13 protein-coding genes are annotated in these 20090 nt (G+C 62.2%); all 13 read left to right on the top strand.

All coding sequences use genetic code 11. The features are described 5' to 3' along the window. Positions 1-11 precede the first annotated feature (11 nt). Entirely contained in the window at positions 12-1274 is a 1263-nt protein-coding gene (locus PXH66_RS13805; protein ID WP_330929213.1) for an exo-alpha-sialidase, read from the top strand. 33 nt (positions 1275-1307) lie between these two features. After that, positions 1308-2855 carry a sodium:solute symporter family protein gene (locus tag PXH66_RS13800; protein WP_330929214.1) on the top strand — a complete coding sequence of 516 codons (1548 nt, stop codon included), beginning with the start codon at positions 1308-1310 and terminating at the stop codon, positions 2853-2855. After that, positions 2852-4747, top strand: coding sequence for an FAD-dependent oxidoreductase (locus tag PXH66_RS13795; protein ID WP_330929215.1), 1896 nt, complete (start codon positions 2852-2854; stop codon positions 4745-4747). The genes PXH66_RS13800 and PXH66_RS13795 overlap by 4 nt, the downstream gene beginning before the upstream one ends. Then, positions 4744-5649, top strand: a complete 906-nt coding sequence (locus tag PXH66_RS13790; RefSeq protein ID WP_330929216.1) for a dihydrodipicolinate synthase family protein — start codon at positions 4744-4746, stop codon at positions 5647-5649. Before PXH66_RS13795 ends, PXH66_RS13790 begins: the two co-directional genes overlap by 4 nt. Positions 5650-6085: 436 nt before the next feature. Continuing rightward, positions 6086-7159 carry a LacI family DNA-binding transcriptional regulator gene (locus PXH66_RS13785; RefSeq protein ID WP_330929217.1) on the top strand — a complete coding sequence of 358 codons (1074 nt, stop codon included), beginning with the start codon at positions 6086-6088 and terminating at the stop codon, positions 7157-7159. A 328-nt stretch (positions 7160-7487) separates the two neighbouring features. Next, positions 7488-9809 (top strand): TonB-dependent siderophore receptor, encoded by a 2322-nt coding sequence (locus tag PXH66_RS13780; protein WP_330929218.1) that lies wholly within the window; start codon positions 7488-7490, stop codon positions 9807-9809. Positions 9810-9956: 147 nt separating this feature from the next. Then, a complete protein-coding gene (locus PXH66_RS13775; protein WP_330929219.1) occupies positions 9957-11411 on the top strand; it encodes a sulfatase in 1455 nt (484 codons plus the stop codon). A gap of 24 nt (positions 11412-11435) precedes the next feature. Next, positions 11436-13457 (top strand): FG-GAP repeat domain-containing protein, encoded by a 2022-nt coding sequence (locus PXH66_RS13770; protein WP_330929220.1) that lies wholly within the window; start codon positions 11436-11438, stop codon positions 13455-13457. Beyond that, positions 13454-14422: a dihydrodipicolinate synthase family protein gene (locus PXH66_RS13765; RefSeq protein WP_330929221.1), complete on the top strand. Its 969-nt coding sequence runs from the start codon at positions 13454-13456 to the stop codon at positions 14420-14422. The genes PXH66_RS13770 and PXH66_RS13765 overlap by 4 nt, the downstream gene beginning before the upstream one ends. A gap of 24 nt (positions 14423-14446) precedes the next feature. Next, positions 14447-15952 (top strand): sodium:solute symporter family protein, encoded by a 1506-nt coding sequence (locus PXH66_RS13760; RefSeq protein WP_330929222.1) that lies wholly within the window; start codon positions 14447-14449, stop codon positions 15950-15952. Then, positions 15949-17034, top strand: coding sequence for a sialidase family protein (locus tag PXH66_RS13755; RefSeq protein WP_330929223.1), 1086 nt, complete (start codon positions 15949-15951; stop codon positions 17032-17034). Before PXH66_RS13760 ends, PXH66_RS13755 begins: the two co-directional genes overlap by 4 nt. Positions 17035-17066: 32 nt before the next feature. Beyond that, complete coding sequence (locus PXH66_RS13750; RefSeq protein WP_330929224.1) at positions 17067-18413, top strand: DUF3748 domain-containing protein; 1347 nt, start codon at positions 17067-17069, stop codon at positions 18411-18413. A gap of 9 nt (positions 18414-18422) precedes the next feature. After that, positions 18423-20087, top strand: a complete 1665-nt coding sequence (locus PXH66_RS13745; RefSeq protein ID WP_330929225.1) for an FGGY-family carbohydrate kinase — start codon at positions 18423-18425, stop codon at positions 20085-20087. The last annotated feature ends 3 nt before the right edge of the window (positions 20088-20090 follow it).

The following is a 20090-nucleotide window of genomic DNA, read 5'->3' as shown; positions in this document are numbered from 1 at the left end:
TTCTCCTCATCATGACCCCTCGCTCCATTTGTTCCCCTTGTTCACACCGCGTTCGCCGGTGGAAGCTTTTCGCTGCGCTCGCCGTGTGGACGGCCGCGGTCTCGGCCGCCGAGACCCCGATGCTGAACCTTTCGACCACGGGCGAGGACCCGACCTTGATCGATTACGCCGCGCTGCCGGTGCTGCAGGGTGAGCATGCGCTGGTGACCGCCGGTTCCCTCACCAAGCAACCCTTTGTCAGCAAAGCCGTGGTCTTTGATCTGGCCGACCTGCACGATCCGCGAGAGTGGGTTTATCGCCTGCATTCCTACCTCGCGTATCATGATGGCCAATACTGGGCGCTGTGGAGTCACGGCCGCATCGTGGAGGACCACCCCACGCAACATCTGCGCTACGCGACCAGCCCCGACGGATTGCACTGGAGCGATGCCGGCATCGTGGCGGGCCCGCCGACGCGTGATGGCTTGCGTTACATCGCTCGCGGGTTGTGGGTGCGGGACGGCAAATTGATCGCGTTGGGCAGTCTCGACGAAGCTTACCAGGAAGGGCGGGTGCGTTTCTTCGGCCCCAGTCTGGCGCTGCATGCCTTTGAATGGAATCCGGCCGGAGAGCGCTGGGAGCCGTTGGGCGCGATCGCTGATCAGGCCATCAATAATTTCCCGCCGGCGAAGTTGCCCGATGGACGCTGGGGCATCATTTGCCGGGGGCCGGACTACCGTCGCGATGTCTTCATGCTGACCGGCGGAGTCGAGGCAATCGATGTCTGGGAAAAGTCACCAATTGTCACGGAAGCACCCGCCGACGGCTTCCGTCCGGAAGAGCCCAACTGGTGGACGCTGCCCGATGGGCGCCTCGCCGGCGTGTTTCGCGACAACTCCCGCTCCGGGCGCTTCTATCGGGCGTTTTCGGAGGACAACGGTCGCTCCTGGAGCGCACCCGCCAAGACCAATTTCCCCGATGCCACCTCGAAGTTCTTCTGCCTGCGCACTTCGCGAGGATACTACGTGCTGATCTCCAACGCGAACCCGGCGGGCCGCAATCCATTGTGTCTTTCGGTCTCCGATGACGGGGTGACTTTCACGGCGATGGCGCAGCTGCCCATTCCGGTGTCGCCCGAGGGCGGCGTGTTTGATGCGGAACACACCTCGGGCAGCGTGCAGTATCCCCACGCCATGGAGCACGACGGGGCGGTCTTCGTGGCGTATTCCCGCCACAAGACGGCGATCGAAGTCATCAAGATTCCGCTCGACGAGATCGAACGCCTGCGTCGCTGACCGCCCTCCACGTTTGCCCCGAATTCCTGCTTCATGGATCTGCATATTCGATTTCTCGATGGCGCCGTAATCGGAGTCTATGTCGCGGCCATGGTCGCGATCGGCTTCTATTTCGCGCGGCGCACCGAAACCACCGAGGAATACTTTGTCGGCAACCGGTCGTTCCCGGGCTGGATGATCGGACTGTCGATGCTCGGCACCGTCATCAGCTCCGCGACGTTCCTGGCGCTGCCGGCGGCGGCGTTCACACTGGATTGGCGGCAGCTGAGCGTGAATCTGGTGCTGCCGTTTGTCGCGGTGCTGGCCATTGTGGTGTTCATCCCGTTTTTCCGGCGGGGTAAACTGACCTCGGCTTTCGAGTATTTGGGTAATCGATACGGCACCGGACCGCGGATCTACGGCACGGTGAGCTTTGTGATTCTGCAACTCATCCGCATGGCGCAGATTCTGTTTCTGGTTTCCATCCCGTTGCAGCTCTTGACCGGGTGGCCGTTCGAATTGGTCGTGCTGGCGGCGGGGGTGTTCATCGCGCTCTACACCATTGCCGGTGGGATCGAAGCGGTCATTTGGACCGATGTGGTGCAGGCCGTCATCTTGATGATCGGTGGCGTCGTGTGTTTGATCTGCGCGGAGATCGATCTGCCGGGCGGTTTGGGGCAAGTGATTGAAATCGGAGCCGGCCACGGCAAATTCAGTCTGGGCAGTTTTGAATGGAATTTGAATGAGCGCACGTTTTGGACCGTGGCGCTCCTGGGGGTGGTCACGTGGGTGGGTATCTACAGCGGCGATCAGAACATGGTGCAACGTTACGTGGCGGCGCGCTCGTTGAGTTCGGCGCGGAAGGCGACGGCCCTGTTCTCACTCATCGCCCTGCCGTTGTGGACGCTGTTCTTCTTCGTGGGCACCACGTTGTTTGTCTATTACCTGGAGTTTCCCGATCCGGCCGTGGCGACCTTGGCCGCGGACGAAGTGCTGCCGTATTTTGTGCTGACGCGCATTCCGGCGGGGCTGGCCGGGTTGGTGGTGGCGGCGGTGCTGGCCGCGACGATGAGCAGTCTGGATTCGGGCATCAATTCGATCTCCACCGTGGTGACGGTTGACCTGATGAAACCCTTTTTGGCCAAGGGGCGCAGCGACCGTTACTATCTGCGCATGGCGCGGTGGATCGCAGGCACGGTCACCTTGTTGACCGTGCTCGGGGCGATTGGGTTCAGCCACATCGAGAAGGAGAGCATGAATGATGTGAGCCTGATCGTCACCAGTGTGTTTGGGGGCTGTCTGATGGGACTGTTTCTGCTCGGCTTCTTCAGTCGACGCGTGGACGGCACGTCGGCCCTCATCGCTATGGCGTTGGCGATCGGCTTCAATATTTACCTCGGACTCGGGCTGGCCGGAGTGCTGCCCGCCAACCTGACCCTGCCGGTGCACAGTTACTGGAGCGGGGCGCTGGTCAACGGACTCTTCATCGTGCTGGCCTACGCCGTCAGCCGGATTCGGAACGCCCCTACGCGGGATCTGACCGGACTGACCGTATGGACCATGGGAACGAGAAAACGCGACGGGAATGGAGATGATTTATGAGCGATAGCGAAACAAATTTGACGGCCGAAGTCGTCGTGATCGGCGGCACGCCGGGAGGAATTGCGGCGGCGATCACCGCGGCGCGACTGGGTCGCACGGTGATCCTGACCGAATATCATCCCATGGTGGGCGCCATGATGACGAACGGACTGGGCAAGTCCGACATCGAGACGCGGGAGGCGATCAACGGCGTGTTCCGCGAATTCGTGGACAACGTCCTGGCGCATTATGTGCAGACCTACGGTCCGGACCATCCCAACGTGGCGCTGTGCCAGAACGGCTACTACTATGAACCCTCCGTGGCGGAAAAAGTTCTGGATGCCATGCTGGCGGCGGAATCCAACCTGCGGATTCTTCGTCATCACGAACTGGATACGGTGTCCGTGGTCGACGCCAAGGTGCGCGCGGCGGTTGTGCAGGATCGCACGAGTGGGGTCCGACGTCGGCTCGCGGGCGAGGTCTTCGTCGATGCGACCTACGAAGGGGATCTGGCGGCAAAGGCCGGGGTGCCCTACCGGCTGGGACGGGAGGCGCGTCGCGAATTCAATGAACTGCATGCGGGCGTCGTCTACATCGACTACGAAACAGGCGCGTTCATGCCCGGCACGACCGGGGAGGGTGACCGCCGCCTGCAGGCCTACACCTACCGGCTTTGCGTGACGACCAATCCCGCCAACAGTCTTACCGTCACGGCCCCGCCGGATTATGATCGGGAGGACTATGTGGGTTACTTGGATGATTGGCGGCAGGGCCGCATGGGCCCGCCGCGGGAGATGCGCGAGGGCATGGGCTACTTTGCACCCACCTTCAACACGGTGGTGCGGGCGTTGTCGCTGGCGGAGTTGCCCAATGAAAAATATGACGTGAACATCAATCCGCGCCCGCTGGGATTTCCTTTTTGTGAGGTGAATTACAACTACCCGGAAGCGGATTGGCCGGAGCGGGAGCGGATCATGACGCGGGTGCGCAACCTGACGCTCGGGTTGCTGTATTTCCTGCAGAACGACGAGGAGGTCCCGGAGGATCAACGGCGGCTGGCGCGCCGGTTCAACCTCGCGCGCGATGAGTTCACGAGCAGCGCGGGCTTTCCGCGGCAACTCTACGTGCGGGAGGCCCGGCGTATCCGTGGTGAGTATACGCTGAGTGAAAACGACGTCTTCGTGGAGTCGGTCCTGGGTCGCACGCGAGTGCACGCCGACAGCATCGCCGCCGGGGAATTTCCCATCGACTCGTTCCCCGTGCGCAAACGCGAGCCGGGGCAGAACGTGGCGCTGGAAGGCTATGTGCTGATGTTGGACAAGCTCACGCATCCCTACCAAATCCCCTACGGCATCATCGTGCCGCAGAAAGTCGACGGGCTGTTGGTGCCGGTGGCGGCCTCGACGACGCACGTGGCGTTTTCCACCATTCGGTTGGAGCCCACCTGGATGGCGCTGGGACAGGCCGCCGGCACCGCCGCACACCTGGCATTGGCGGTCGATGGTGAGGTCCGTGAGGTAGCGATGGATCGCCTGCAACACCAGTTGCTGGAACAGGGGCAGGTGCTCACCTTTTTCAAGGACCTGGACCGCGAACATCCCTGTTTTGCGGGTCTGCAGTTCTGTGGTTGCCGCGGATTCTTCGAGGACTACCAGGCGAGGGCGGATGAACCACTCGACGGTGCCACCGCGCTGCGCTGGTTGGAGCGATGGGGTCACGACACGGCGCCGGCCACGGATTGGAAAGAGGCGGAGACCCTGACCTCGGAGCAATTGGCGGACGTGTGGAGAGACTGGGATGCGGCTGGTGGCGGAGGGGAAGGTTCGCCGGTGACGCGGGCGGAGTTTTGCCAGCGCATCTATGTGTTGATGCTTGAGCGGAGTGCCGCCGGTGCCACGGAGGTCGGATCATGACCGCTCTGCCTCGGGCGGGGGTGTTGGCGGCATTGTGGATACCGACGGACTCGCAGGGGCGATTGGACCGGATGGCTTTGGCGGCGCACCTGAACTGGTTGCGCACCACCGGCGTGGTTGGTGTGCTCGCGCTGGGCAGCACCGGGGAGTTCCCGCGATTCAGTGTGGCGCAACGCAAGACGTTGTTGGCCGCGATCGCGGAGTTGGCCGCGCCGTTGCCGGTTCTCGCCAACATCAGTGATCTCAATCATCGTCATGCGATTGAGTTGGGGCAATTTGCGCGTGAGTTGGGGTTGCCCGGAGTGACGCTAATGCCGCCGCATTTTTACCCGCTGTCGGCCGCGGACCAACTGGCTTATTTTCTGGCCGTGGCGGACGAAGTGCAGTTGCCGACGCTGCTCTACAATTTCCCCGAGCTAACCGGTAATCGCATTGCGGTGGAGACCATTGAAGCCTTTGCCCAACGGGCCCCGATGGCGGGGATCAAACACAGTGGCCGGGAATTCGACTACCTGCCGACGCTGGTCGATCTCGGGCGACGGCATGACTTCGTGGTGTTTTCCGGCGCGGATACGCGTTTGCCCGAAGTTGCGGCGGTCGGGGCGGCGGGCTGCATCGGTGGGATGGTCAATTTTGTGCCTGAACTGATGGTCGAGATTTTCACATCGTGCCAGGAGGGAAGGGCGAGCGATACGGTGGATGCGGTGCGCGCGTTGGTCGAAATTGGTCAGGACTTGGATGAGCTGACCTTTCCTTTGAACGTGGCGGCCGGCATGCAGGGGCGCGGCTTAAAATGGGGAGAGACGAAAACGGTGGTGTCGGCCGATTCATGGGCACGATTTGACCGGATAGTCACGACGCTGCGGCAACGTTATGATGCCGCCGGGCTAGCAGCCGTTTGAGCCATGCGTGATCGCGCTGCCGATTTCCGAGTGCTTTGCGAGCTTCGCGGGTTGGGATTATCGATGCCTTTTCCAGCGCGGATGACCCACGGGCCAACCCGGTTCGATGTGGGGCCGAAAACAGGTGGTAGCGGTGACATCGGGAAATCGTGTGATTGCAAAATCGAATTAGCTCATCAAAAAGGAGCAGTCTCCGCCCCTGTGACAGCCGAACTACATGATGATTTTTCGACCCCTTCCATGCTGGAACATGCATCACCCATGATGCCCGTCCGCCTGGAACGGCTTGGTTGTGTTCGCCCCCGTCGTCGGATTCTGAATACCCCCGCGCGGGCCGGAGTGAAGTCCTTGGGTGTAAGCCGAAACCAGAGGACAACGGGGTCTTTCAAGCACGGATCGCTTGCGCTTCCGGCAAACCAACCCGCTACGCGCTGACATGAGTTCATCTGGCAAACCCCCGATTACGATTTACGAGCTGGCCACCCATCTCGGGGTGTCGACGGCGACGGTTTCCTCGGTGTTGGCGAATCGGCATGTGGAGCGGCGCATCGCGGAAAAAACCGCCAAACGAATTCGCGAGGCGGCGTTGGAGTTGGGTTACGTGCCCAACATGGCGGGCCGAAGATTGCGTTCGCACAAAGCGTCGACCCGGCAGTTCGACCTCGCGATATTTACGTCGTTCGAAGCGCCCTTGCCGTTGGTCGGTCAAGCGCTGCACGCGTTGCAACGAGCCGTGGATGTTCAGACCACGACGCATACCCGGTATTCGGTGGCGATTGAAATGTTTCACGCGGGGCGTTTGGCCGAAAAACCCGGATTACTGGAAGCGGACAGGTATCACGGGGTAATGATCACCAACACGTTACACGAGGACGATGCCTTCCTCGCGCAAGCCAAACTACCCTATCCGGTCGTGGTGCTGGGTCGTAGCATTGCGGGTTACTGCTGTGTGTTGGAGGCGCCCGATTTAGTGGGGCGTCACGCGGTGGAATTGTTGCTGGGCGCGGGCGGTCAGCACCTTACCGTGTTGCGGGGCCGCAGTCTGACGCACACCACCTCCAACCGACTGGCCGCGTTCAAACACACCGCGCGGGAATTGACCGGCCATGAGCCGATTGAGCTCGTCAGTGAGGGACTGCAACCTTCTCAAGGTGCCGCCGCCATCGATGCCCATCTGGCGGGGGGAGGGAAGGTGGACGGGTTGTTTTCGGTCACGGACAGTCTCACCATCGGCGCCTACCAAACCTTGAAACGGCGGGGGTATGCGGTGCCCGACGATGTGGCGGTGGTCGGGGTGGGCGACAACGAATTGGCCGAGTATTTTGATCCGCCTCTCACGACCGTCGCGGGTGCCAACGATGCCATGGTGGCCGAAGCCGTGCCGCTGTTGTTTCGCTATCTGCGTGGCGAAAAAGGGATTCCCCAGGAAGTTTTGACCACGCCACCCGTATTGGTGCGCGCCTCGACGCTGCGGCGGCGGGCCGGGCAATCCGATCGCGGGGAAGGTTAAGGATACAAAATAAGAATCAGGGAGGAATCCGCTTGACGCAGCTAAATCCATTTAGCAAAAACGGCAACGTTCCGCCCCTCAACCCCGTCTTGGATTTATCCCCATTGTTTTTGGTAAATTGCTAAAACGTTTGTGCAAAATTTGTGCAACGCCCGCTTTCTGCCTCGCCGCATCTCCATTGCCTCGTCGACTTTCGCCCCCTCCTGTTCGCGATCGGTTTACCCGGGTAATGTAAGTTAAAGCAAATCAATAGCTAATATCTCATGCCGGGCCGGGCGCAGGAGCCCAAATCAAGACCTACAATCCATTCGACTCCCTCACCCAAACTATGAAACACCCCCCATACTCCCCTCGCCGAGGCCGTTCTCAAACGGTCATTGGCTGTGCGCTGGCCTTCCTCCCCTGTATACTTTTAGGCCAAACTGCACCTTCGTCCGACGTCATTCAGTTGGACCCCTTCGAGATTTCAGCGGATACCGATGCCGGTTACCGTCCCACTCAAACCAACGTGCTGACCCGCACCAATCGCGAGCTGATCGATCTGCCTCAATCGGTCGACGTGGTTCCCGCCGAGTTCCTCGAAGACACCGGCGCGCGCATGATGGATGAAGCTTTCGTTTACGTGGCCAATGCCCAAGTGCGGAATTCCTCCGCCGGCACCGGTCCCAATTCGATTCTGATTCGCGGCTTCACCAACGGTTCGTCCTTCACCGATGGCATCGATACCGGCTCCTACCGTCGGGACATGTTCGGCTATGAGCGCATGGAAGTCGTCAAGGGTCCGGCCTCCGCCGTGCAGGGTCGTGGCACCGATTCGGGTTATATCAATTTCGTGCTCAAGAAGCCTTTCGTGGGTCGTGATTTCACCAATACCAGCGTCCAGCTCTCCTCCGGCGAGCACGACAAGAACGGGATGCGGGCGACGATCGATCACAATTTCGCGGTCAACGCCGACAAGGGCATCTACGGTCGGGTGGCCGCTTCTTGGGACAACCACGATCACTATTTCGACTTCGCGGAATTCAAGACGTCCGCGCTCTACCCCTCGCTTCGCTGGGTGGTGAACGAGAAGACGGATATCGCGGTCGTGGGTGAGTTCATGGACATCGAGGCTCCGGCCCGCGCCCCGGGCCATGGTTTCGCTTGGATTCCCGCCGTTTATCGCAAGGAGATTCCGGTCATCGGCGACGCCAGCGATCCGATCACGGCGTTGAACCTGCCTTCCAACTTCAACATTGGCGGACCGCAACGCGGCACGGATGACACCGTCATGTCCTTGCTCGGTATCGTGACCCACAAATTCACGGATCAGATTCAGTTCCGCCAGGCCATCAGCCATTTTGAAGATTCCAAGGACGGCGAATGGTGGGATGCGGAGAGCAATTTCCCGACGCCCCACACCAGCATTTCGGATGAATTCAAAAACGATCCCGCCACGCAGTATGACCCCAACGGCGTCTATATTCCGGTGCAGCAGGGTTACGTCCACGGCTCGTCGAACCGTCTCACCCTGCAGGGTGACCTCAACGTCGAATACGGTTCGGAGAACCTCAATTTCGTCACCCTCGTGGGCTACTCCTACAAGGACCGCACGACCTACCGCAAGGACACGCCCGGCACCATCCCGGTGCGTTATTCCTTCATCGATTTGAAGAACCCCGAAAACGCCTGGGTCGGTCGCAGCATCGAGCCCGGCAGTGTGCGCGTATCCCGCGCCACGGACGACTATTACGACGAGTTCGGTTACTACATCCAACAGGATGCCAACTTGCTGAACAATCGCCTCCTGCTCTCCGGCGGCTACCGTCGCGACACCGGTGAAGGTTACCAACGGAACTACCTCACCAACACGGACTCCGCCAAGACCAAGTCCACCGTCAACTCCTGGCGCGCCGCGGGCACGTTCAAGGTGAACGACCACTTCTCCGTCTACGGCATCGTCAGCACGCAGAACAATCCGACGGCCACCACCAATGTGTGGAGCGACCTGCCGGCCGGTGACCCTCGTCTGCAGGAACGCATCAGCGGCACGCCTTCGACCGAGCTCACCGAATTCGGCTTCAAGGGCTACCTGTTCGAAAACCGGGTCACCTACACGGCCTCGTATTACGACATCACCACCACGGGCAAGTTCGGTAATGACCGCGTCGATACGACTTCCCAGGCGCCTGACACCCTCGGTGATCCGGTGCTGTCCGCCCTCAAGAAATTTGTCACGGACGGCGACGTCGGTTCCGGCATCGAACTCGCGTTGTTTGGCAAAATCACTGAGCAATGGGATCTGAACGTCGCCTTCGGCACGCTGAAAACGTCGCAACCCATCACCGGTGGCACCCGTCCCATTCGTCACAGCCCGGAATGGAATGGCAGCGTCTTCACGCGCTACGATTTCACGAATGCGAATGGCAAAGGCTTCGGGGTGCGCGGCGGTATCAGCATGATCGGTCCGTTCATGCAGCAAGTCGGCGGTGCGCTCAGCCGCATCGAAATGGACTCCAGCCAATGGCGCATGGATCTGGGCGTGGACTACACCATCAACCGCAACAACAGCATCGACCTGTTGGTGAAGAATGTGACCAACGAGCCCTACATCGTGACGCGCACCAATCCGCTGCGCGACATCCGGCTCACCTACAAGTATAGCTTCTAAGTAAGCTGCTCCTTCCGGGCCGGGGGGCGATTCTCCCCGGCCCGTTTTTAGCCGACGTGATTCGTCGGACTCTGTATTCACTATTTCAATTCAACTCTCTTGGTCCGCGCCGCTTCGCACCGCGCGCGGCATTCCCCTCTTTTCCCCATGTTTAAGGTCCGTCCGTTTTTTGGTCTGCTCCTGACTTGCCTCGCTCTCGGCGGGGTTGGTTCAAGCATCGCCGCCGGAACCAAGACGGCGACCAAACCCAACATCGTTTTCATTCTGGCCGACGACCTCGGTTGGCGTGACCTGGCGATCGATGGCAGTCCGTGGCATCGCACGCCGCATCTCGACCGGCTCGCATCCCAGAGTCTGCGTTTTACCCACGCCTATGCGCCGGCCCCGATTTGTTCGGCGTCCCGATCCGCATTTTTGACCGGACGCTCACCGGCTCGTCTGAACTTCGAGTTCGTGACCAAATTGCCCGGCACGACGGTCGATCCACACGCGCTGAAAATCCCTCCTTATCCGCTCAATCTGCCGTTGTCCGAAACCACCGTCGGCGAGCTCCTGCGCGATGCGGGCTACCGCACCGGTCTCTACGGCAAGTGGCACGTCAGCGCGCACAATGGAGGCTATCTCCACTGGTCCGACACCCACGGGCCCCGGCAACAGGGCTTTGCCGAAGGCGATCAGGAATTTGGCAGCCACCCCTACCACTATCGCGGGCGCAATGCATCGCCCGAGCCGCCTTTGCCCGCGGGGGATTTCGGGGCCGACGCGCTTACTGACAAGGCCATCGGTTTCATGCGCCGTCATCGTGACGAACCTTTTCTGCTGTGGTTGGCGCACTACTACGTGCACACGCCGATCGACTCTCGGGCCCACTGGCTGGAACAGGATATCGCCTCGCGCTTGCCCGCCGACGCCGACCCCGCTCGCGCCACTTACGGCGCCATGGTCGAAACCCTCGATGAACTCGTGGGTCGCGTGCTCCGGGAGCTCGACGACCTTGGCTTGGCCGAAAACACCCTCGTGATTTTCACCTCCGACAACGGCGGTCATCCGCAATACGCCGCCAATGGTCCCGCTCGCGGCAGCAAGTGGAACACCTACGAAGGGGGGCTGCGCGTGCCGTTCATGGTGCGATGGCCCGGTCGTGTGCCGGCCGGTCAAACGGACGACACTCCGATCATTGGCACCGACCTCCTGCCAACGCTCGCCGCGGTGGCCGACATCACGCCTGACGCGCAGGTGCCGCTCGACGGGGTCAACCTGCTCCCGCTCTGGGAACGTCGTGGCCCGATCCAGCGACCGACCCCGCTCGTGTGGCATTTTCCCTATTACCACCCCGAAACTGATTTTGATGAAAAACTCCCGGAAGTCGGCGTCGATGATTTTGCCATGAGCCGGACCTATCCGCAGTCGGCGATCCGATCCGGTGATTACAAGTTGATTCATTTTTACGAGGCCGATCGCGACGAACTCTACGATCTCGCGACGGACCCCGGCGAACAGCACGACCTGAGCCGGTCCCAGCCGGAACGCGTCGGCGATCTGCGCCGCCAACTCGACCATTATCTGAGCCGCGTCAACGCGCGACTGCCGACCCCGCTTTAACTTCCCCCGTTTCCCCTCCCTTTTATGAAAACATCCCTTTCCTTCGCTTCGATTCTGCGCGCTCCCGGCGCGATGCTCGCGGGTCTGGCCGCGCTGGCATCAATGCCTTCGATCGCTCCGGCCGCTCCCGCGGGAGCGGTTACCCAGATCGCCTACAATCACCCCGGGTTGATCACCGACCTGGGCGTGGGCCTGTGGGCGTGGCCTCTGCCCATGGATTGGAACGAAGACGGCCTGATGGATCTCGTCGTGGCCTGCACCGACACGCCCTCCAACGGGGTGTATGTTTTTCTGAATACGGGCGAGTATGACCCGGTCACGCGCCTGCCGCTCTTCGGGCCGGGCGACAACATCGGCCCCGCCGGCAAAGGACCTTCGCCGCAGGTTTCCTACATTGATGGTCAACCGATGGTGACCACCAAGGGGGCCTACTATCCCGACTTTCGTAACTCGGGTCTCGCGCATCCGGTGACCCTCGGCGACCCCACGGCGATTCACATCGGGGAGGGCAACGTGCGCGCCAATCAGTGGAAATTCGTCGATCACGATGGCGATGGAGACCTCGATCTGGCCGTGGGTATCGGCTTCTGGGGCGATTACGGTTGGGACGATGCCTGGGATCAGGACGGCACGTGGACCAATGGACCGCTTCACGGCTACGTTTATCTGTTGGAAAACACCGGCACGACGGCCGACCCCGTTTACGGCGAACCGTCCAAACTCACCACCATCGAGGGAAATCCCCTCGACGTGTATGGCATGCCGTCGCCCAGTTTCGAGGACTTCGACCAGGATGGTGACCTCGATATCCTGTGCGGTGAATTCGTCGATGGTTTCACCTATTTCGAAAATGTGGGAACGCGCACCACGCCGCGCTACGCGGCAGGTCGGGAACTCATGGTCGGCGGCAAGCCCCTGAAAATGGAACTGTGCATGATCACCCCCGTGGCGGTGGACTTCAACGGTGACGGGGTGCTCGATCTGGTGGTCGGCGACGAGGACGGTCGGGTTGCGTTCATCGAAGGCACCGGAGCGTTGGTCGATGGTGTGCCGCAATTCCTGACTCCCCGGTATTTCCGCCAACGGGCCGACGCGCTGAAATTTGGCGCGCTTTCGGCGCCGGTGAGCGTCGATTGGGACGGGGATGGACTAGAGGACTTGATCGTCGGCGACACCGCCGGTCACATCGGGTTCATCAAGAATCTCGGCGGTGACACGCCACGCTGGGCGGCGCCGGTTTACCTGGCGGCCGGCGATGAAGTCCTGCGCGAAATGGCGGGTCCCAACGGTTCGATTCAAGGACCGGCCGAAGCCAAGTGGGGTTACACCAACCCGAGCGTGGGCGATTGGGACGGCGACGGCCTGCTCGACGTCGTGACCAATGGCATTTGGGGCAAAATTTTGTTGTATCGCAACGTCGGCACCGTCACGGCGCCGCGTCTCGCCGCCGCGGAACCGATCAAAGTCGCTTGGTCCGGCGAGACCCCGAAACCGAGCTGGGTCTGGTGGACGCCGGAGCCCGGTGCGCTCGTAACGCAATGGCGCACGACGCCCCAGCTCATCGATTGGAATCAGGACGGATTGCTGGACTTGGTCATGTTGGACCCGGATGGCTACCTCGCCTTCTTTGAGCGGAGCCGCACGCCGGACGGCGCTTTGGTTTTGCAAGCCCCGCAGCGCATCTTCCGCGGGGAAGGGGTGTCCGAGTTTGACAGCAAGGGACGGCCCGTGAACGAGGTATCCGGTTTGTTGCGACTGAACTCCCGGGACGCGGGCGGCAGCGGCCGTCGCACCTTCACCTTCTTTGATTGGGACCGTGACGGGCAGCTCGATCTGCTCGTGAACAGCGATACCAACATCAACGTCCTGCGCGGGCTCGGTCGTGATGCCGCGGGACTCTGGAGTTTTCAAGACGATGGACCGGTCAGCACGACCCGGCTCGCAGCCCATTCCACCACGCCGACGGTGGCGCACTGGGGGGACCGTGAGGTTTTGGTCATCGGTGCCGAAGACGGCCACTTTTACTCCCTTTCTCTCCAACCATGAAGATAGATTCAGCTTCAGCGCCTCGCGCTCCCTCCCTTTCACCCGCGCCGACCCAAGGGGTTTTCGCCGCCCTTTGGCTGCCGACCGACGCGTCGGGTCAACTTCTCCAAGCCGAGTTGGCGGAGAACCTTTCCTTTCTGCGCCAGCACGGCGTGCATGGCGTGCTGGCGTTGGGTAGCACCGGCGAGTTCCCTCATTTTGATCTGGAGCAGCGCAAGCAGGCTCTGGCTCTGGTGGCGGAGCTCGCCGATCCGCTGCCGGTTATCGCCAATGTGAGCGACATTCGCCCCCAGGTGGTGGCCGAGCTTGGTCGCTTTGCCCGCGAGATCGGTCTGCCCGCGATCACGATCATGCCGCCGGGATTCTTCCCGTCGTCGCAGGACGATCTGCTGGCCCACTTCCTCCACGCGGCGGAGTCCTCGGGATTGCCGACGTTTCTCTACAACTTCCCCGAACTCACCGGGACGCGCATCGGGCTCGAAACGGTCGCGGCCTTCGCCGAGCAGGCCAACATGGTGGGCATCAAGCAAAGTGGCGGCGAATTCGCCTACCACCGCGAGTTGATCCAACTGGGGCGCGAAAAAGACTTCGTGGTGTTCTCCGGCGCGGACACGCGGTTGCCCGAGGTGTTCGGCCTCGGCGCCACGGGTTGCATCGGCGGTTTGGTCAACATCGTGCCGGAACTCATGGTGCACCTTTACGAGGTGAGCCGGACGGACAAGGCGGGCGACATTCAACCGGCGTTTGACCGGCTGGCCGAAGTGGGCGCGGTGTTGGACCGCCTCACGTTCCCGCTCAACGTCGCGGCCGGTCTGGAGGCGAGGGGATTGCATCCCGGGGCGCCCAAAGCGGTTGTCTCTTCCGGCTCGCAGCGACTCTATGGAGAGATCGTCGACGAACTCAGCCGGCTCTTCGCCGAGTGGGAACTCCCGCTCGGTGCCGCGGCCGCTCCGTCCACCTCCTGATCGACGCCCGACCCCGCTCATTTCATGCCCCAAAGTCACTTCACTTCGCTGGACCTCGTGGTCCTGGTTGGATATTTCATCGCCACGCTCGCCGTCGGGTTTTCCTTCTGGAAAAAAAGTCGTTCGGTGGAGGGATTCACCGCGGCGAGCGGCAGTCTGCCGGGGTGGGTGACGGGGTTGTCCATTCTGGGCACCTACGTGAGCAGCATCAGTTTTCTGGCGCTGCCCGGCAAGGCCTTCGCGGGGAACTGGAACTCGTTTGTATTCAGTTTATCGATTCCGTTGGCTGCGTGGATCGGGGTGAAGTATTTCCTGCCGTTTTACCGCAACAGCGGCACGGTCTCGGCTTATTCACACCTGGAGGCGCGCTTCGGCAAATGGGCCCGCATTTACGCCAGTGCCTGTTATCTGCTCACGCAGGTCGCGCGCATTGGTGTCGTGACCTATCTCACGGCGCTGCCCATGCATGTGCTGCTGGGGTGGGACATCCGCATGATCATTCTGGTCACGGGGGTGGTGACGACGCTCTACACGTTTGTGGGAGGCATCGTCGGCGTGATCTGGACCGATGCGATCCAGACGATCGTGCTCATGCTGGGGGCCGTGGTGTGCGCATTGTTGATGATCTTCGGTTTGCCCGAAGGCCCCGGTCAGGTGTTCACGGTGGCGGCGGAGCACGGCAAGTTCAGCCTCGGCAGTTTTGGCCCGAGTCTCATGGGCCCGACGTTCTGGGTGGTGCTGGTCTACGGTCTGGTCATCAACCTGCAGAACTTCGGCGTCGATCAAAACTACGTGCAGCGCTACCACACCTCCCGAAGTGACGCCGAGGCGCGCAAGAGCGTGTGGCTGGGCAGTCTGCTCTACGTGCCGTTGTCGGCCTTGTTCTTCTTCATCGGCACGGCGCTCTTTGCTTACTACACGACCAATCCGGCGGCGCTGCCCGAGGTCTATCAGGACCCGGCCCGCAGTGACTCGGTGTTTCCGTGGTTCATTGTTTCGGAGTTGCCGTCGGGTCTGACCGGTTTGCTGGTGGCATCGATTTTTGCCGCCGCGATGAGCACGATCTCGAGCAGCCTCAACTCGACCGCGACCATCGTTCTCAACGATTACTACCTGCGTTTCACCCGGCCCCAGGCCGACGAACGGTCGAAGATGAAGGTGCTCCATTTCGCCACGGTCGTATCGGGTGTGCTCGGCACCATCATCGCATTCGCCATGATCAACGTGCGCAGCGCGCTCGACGCGTGGTGGACGCTGGCCGGCATTTTCGGCGGCGGTATGCTCGGGTTGTTTCTACTCGGGTTTCTCTCCCGTGCGGACGGCAAGGCCTCGGCTCTCATCGCCGTTGCGGTGGGCGTGTTGGTCATCATGTGGATGAGCTTGTCGCCCAAGTGGGGCGGGGCGCTCGCCGCGTTTGCGAGCCCCTTCCACAGTTTTCTCACCATCGTATTCGGCACGGCGGCGCTGCTGCTGACCGGTCTGCTGGCGACCACCTTCCTGCCGCGGGGTAAATCCTCGAACGCTTCATGAAATCGACTTTCTTCTCTTCCCGTTTTTGCCGTGGTCTGCTGCTGGGTTGCCTATGGGTGACCGGCCGGGTCGAAGCCGCTTCACCGGTGGTCGAGGCGGGCTTCATTTACGACGAGGCGCCATTTCCCCAGTGCCACGCCTCCACCATCGTGGAGACCACGCGCGGAACGGTGCTGGCCGCGTTCTTCGGGGGCACGCACGAAAAGAACCGGGATGTCGGCATCTGGTTGTCGCGCCACGAGGCCAAGGGTTGGACCCCGCCGGTCGAGGTGGCCGATGGTATTCAGTATTATAAGACGGACGGCACGGCCGCGCGGCATCCGACGTGGAACCCCGTGCTTTTTCAACCGCGCCGCGGTCCGCTCATGTTGTTCTACAAGGCTGGACCGAATCCCCGGGACTGGTGGGGCATGCTCATGACCTCGACCGACGACGGCCGCAACTGGTCCACCCCGCAACGTTTGCCGGAGGGCGTGTTGGGACCGATCAAGAACAAGCCGGTGCAACTGGCCGACGGCACCATAGTTTGTCCCTCGAGCGCCGAAAGCGAGGAGACGGGATGGACGGTGCACCTCGAGCTCACCCGCGACCTCGGACGCACGTGGACCATCGTCGGCCCGATCAATACGCAGGATGAGTTCAACGCCATCCAGCCCAGTGTTTTGTTTCACGAAGACGGTCGATTGCAGGTCCTCTGCCGCAGCAAGGAAAGTGTCGTGACCACGAGTTGGTCGGCCGACCAGGGTCGCACGTGGAGCGCGATGACCGCAACGGAGCTGCCGAATCCCAACTCGGGCACCGACGCGGTGACCTTGGCCGATGGTCGACAGTTGTTGGTTTACAATCCGACCACGCGTCTGGCCAACGGTTGGGGCGGTCCGCGCTCGCCGCTCAACGTGGCCATTTCCGACGACGGTGTCGCGTGGCACGATGTTGCGGTGCTTGAAACCGATGACGCCAAGCACGGCTACTCCTATCCCGCCGTGATCCAAACGAGCGATGGTCTCGTTCACATCACCTACACCTGGCGTCGCGAAAAGGTCCGCCACGTGGTGCTCGACCCGCGGAAGTTCGATTCATGAACCGGCGCGGCGCACTGGTTTTACCCCTGGCCATGAGCGCGGCGATCGCGGCGGCGAACCCCCCTTTCCACGTGGAGCGACAACTTACGCACGCGGCCCAAGGGCACGTGTTGACCAACGTCAATGTCTGGTCGCCCGATGGCGCGTGGCTTGTTTACGACACGCGCACCGACGGTTTCGACGGCGTTTTCATTGAACGCGTGCGGCTGACGACGGGTGAGGTGCAACGCCTTTACACGTCCCGGCAGGGGGCGCACTGCGGCGTGGTGACTTACAGTCCCACGGCGGAGCGGGTCGTGTTCATTCACGGCCCGGAGCAGCCGACCGCCGATTGGAGCTACGGGTTCTCCCGCCGACGTGGTGCGCTGGTCGAGGTGGATCGCCCCGGGGTCTCGCGGTCCCTCGACGCCATGACCTACGCGCCGCCATTCGTGGCGGGCGCGCTGCGCGGTGGTTCGCATGTGCATGTATTCAGCCCGGACGGACAATGGGTGAGTTTTACCTACGAAGACGACGTGTTGGCGCAGCTCGATGCCGCTCCGGACTCACCGGCGCACGAACCGAATCAGCGCAATGTGGGCGTCGCGGTGCCCGCCGGTCCGGTGCGCGTGCCTGCATCCCATCCGCGCAACCACGACGGCGATTGGTTTTCGGTCGTGGTGACGCGCACCGTCGCGGAGCCCCAACCCGGTTCGGACGAGATCAGCAAGGCCTTCGAGGAAGGTTGGGTCGGGCACGACGGGTATGAACGGGCCGACGGTCAACGCCAGGCGCGGGCGCTTGCCTTTCAAGGCTTGGTCACGGCGGCCGACGGCCAAACCCACGCCGAAGTCTTCATCGTTGATTTGCCCGCAGAGCTCACCCGGGCGGGGGCGGCCCCGCTGCAGGGTAGCGCGACCACGCGGCCCGCGCCGCCACGCGGTGTCAGCCAACGCCGCCTCACCTTCACCAGCGAGCGACGGCATCGGGGCGTGGCGGCCGTGCCACGGCACTGGCTGCGCGTATCGCCGGATGGTGCCGCGATTGCATTTCTCATGCGGGACGACGCGGGCGAGGCTCAACTCTGGACGGTGTCGCCGCGCGGCGGTGCACCCCGGCAGGTGACGCGCAATTCGCAGGGCGTGGCGTCGGCCTTCACGTGGAGCCCCGACGGTCGCCGCATCGCGCACGTAATGGACGGCAGCGTGTGCGTCACCGACGTCGCCTCCGGCGGCACGCGCCGACTCACGGAGCGCGCGGCCGGGGATCGGGTGCCATCGGCGGAGGCGTGTGTGTTTTCGCCCGATGGTCGCACCATCGCGTTCACGCGGGTGGTCGATGGGTTTCAACAGATTTTTGTGGTCGCCGCAGGAGGCGAATCCAACGCGAACAGCATGTGAGTTGAGGTTATGAAAAGTGACACCTATTACTTGGGCATCGACGTCGGCACGGGTAGTGCGCGGGCGGGTATCTTTGACGCGACGGGACGCACGGTGGCGACTGCCAGTCAGGCGATCGCGATGTGGAAGCCGACTGCCGATCACGTGGAGCAGTCCTCCGAAGACATCTGGCGGGCCTGCGGCAAAGCGGTGCGGCAGGCGCTGAGCCTTTCCGGTGTCAAAGCCCAGGCCATCGCGGGTATCGGATTTGATGCGACGTGTTCGTTGGTGGCACTCGATGCCGATGACCGACCCGTTTCCGTGAGCACGACGGGACGCGACGCGCAAAATGTGATCGTGTGGATGGACCACCGCGCGATGCCGCAGGCCGATCGCATCAACGCCCGTTCGTCGACCGTGCTGCGTTATGTCGGCGGGGCGGTGTCGCCGGAAATGCAGACGCCCAAGCTGTGTTGGTTGAAAGAAAACCTGCCGGACACCTGGCAACGCACGGCGCGATTTTTGGATCTGCCGGATTTCCTCACCTACCGCGCCACGGGGGATGACACGCGCTCGCTGTGCACGACGGTGTGCAAATGGACTTATCTCGGACACCGGGGCAGCGAGGGGGAAGGGTGGGATCGTCCCTTCTTTAAGGGCATTGGACTGGACGACCTGGTGGAGGAAAACTTTGCGCGTATCGGTCAACGCATCCGCCCAATGGGCGAGCCGCTGGGCGATGGGCTCACGACGCAAGCAGCCCGGGAACTCGGACTCGCCGTCGGCACGCCGGTCGCTGTCGCCATCATTGATGCGCACGCCGGTGGGCTCGGCATGCTCGGCGCCCGCACGGGAGCCAAGGCGATCACGGCAGCCGGTCTCAATCGACGCCTCGCGTTGATTGGCGGCACGTCGAGTTGTCACATGGCGGTATCGCCCGAGCCGCGCTTCATCCGCGGGGTCTGGGGACCGTATCTATCGGCCATGGTGCCGGATTTCTGGCTGACCGAGGGCGGACAATCGGCCACCGGCGCGCTGATTGATCATGTCATTTTTACCCACGGCGCGGCGGGCAAACTGAAGACGGCCGCGAAGCGCGCCGGGCAGACGCCCTACCAATTGCTCAATGCCCGACTGGACGACATGGCGACGGCGGAAGGGGTTTCTCATCCGGCGGAGCTCACGCGCGATCTGCACGTGCAGCCGGACTTTCACGGCAACCGTTCCCCGCGAGCTGACGCCAGTTTGCGCGGTAGTATCGCAGGGCTGACGCTCTCCGCCACGCTCGAGGATCTGGCCCGACTGTATCTGGCCACGATCCAGGCGGTGGCGCACGGCACGCGCCACATCATTGAAACGATGAACGCGCGGGGCTATGCCATCAACACGCTCATGGTCTGCGGCGGTGGCACCAAGAACCCGGTCTTTCTGCGGGAGCACGCCGACATCACCGGCTGCACGCTCGTCTTGCCGCGTGAATCCGAGGCCGTGTTGGCCGGTGCCGCCGTGCTGGGAGCCGTCGCGGCCGGCCACCATGGCACGGTCATGGCGGCCATGAGCGCGCTCAACGCGGCGGGCGAAGTGATCCGCCCCCGGCGCGGTCGCGTCGCAAAGTATCACGATAACAAATACAAAGTATTCCACCGGCAGCACGCCGACTTTCGCGCCTACCGGCGTCTGATGAACCTGAACTGAATT

The organism is Synoicihabitans lomoniglobus, from assembly GCF_029023725.1.
GTDB lineage: Bacteria > Verrucomicrobiota > Verrucomicrobiia > Opitutales > Opitutaceae > Actomonas > Actomonas lomonigloba.
Note: the sequence above shows the minus strand (reverse complement) of the source record. Positions and strands in the feature narration are given on the sequence as shown.

Bases quoted from the DNA above. Each gene is read 5' to 3' on its own strand.
- PXH66_RS13745 (WP_330929225.1), top strand. From the start codon at position 18,423: ATGAAAAGTGACACCTATTACTTGGGCATCGACGTCGGCACGGGTAGT.
- PXH66_RS13760 (WP_330929222.1), top strand. From the start codon at position 14,447: ATGCCCCAAAGTCACTTCACTTCGCTGGACCTCGTGGTCCTGGTTGGA.
- PXH66_RS13770 (WP_330929220.1), top strand. From the start codon at position 11,436: ATGAAAACATCCCTTTCCTTCGCTTCGATTCTGCGCGCTCCCGGCGCG.
- PXH66_RS13795 (WP_330929215.1), top strand. From the start codon at position 2,852: ATGAGCGATAGCGAAACAAATTTGACGGCCGAAGTCGTCGTGATCGGC.
- PXH66_RS13805 (WP_330929213.1), top strand. From the start codon at position 12: ATGACCCCTCGCTCCATTTGTTCCCCTTGTTCACACCGCGTTCGCCGG.
- PXH66_RS13800 (WP_330929214.1), top strand. From the start codon at position 1,308: ATGGATCTGCATATTCGATTTCTCGATGGCGCCGTAATCGGAGTCTAT.
- PXH66_RS13750 (WP_330929224.1), top strand. From the start codon at position 17,067: ATGAGCGCGGCGATCGCGGCGGCGAACCCCCCTTTCCACGTGGAGCGA.
- PXH66_RS13790 (WP_330929216.1), top strand. From the start codon at position 4,744: ATGACCGCTCTGCCTCGGGCGGGGGTGTTGGCGGCATTGTGGATACCG.
- PXH66_RS13785 (WP_330929217.1), top strand. From the start codon at position 6,086: ATGAGTTCATCTGGCAAACCCCCGATTACGATTTACGAGCTGGCCACC.
- PXH66_RS13765 (WP_330929221.1), top strand. From the start codon at position 13,454: ATGAAGATAGATTCAGCTTCAGCGCCTCGCGCTCCCTCCCTTTCACCC.
- PXH66_RS13780 (WP_330929218.1), top strand. From the start codon at position 7,488: ATGAAACACCCCCCATACTCCCCTCGCCGAGGCCGTTCTCAAACGGTC.
- PXH66_RS13755 (WP_330929223.1), top strand. From the start codon at position 15,949: ATGAAATCGACTTTCTTCTCTTCCCGTTTTTGCCGTGGTCTGCTGCTG.
- PXH66_RS13775 (WP_330929219.1), top strand. From the start codon at position 9,957: ATGTTTAAGGTCCGTCCGTTTTTTGGTCTGCTCCTGACTTGCCTCGCT.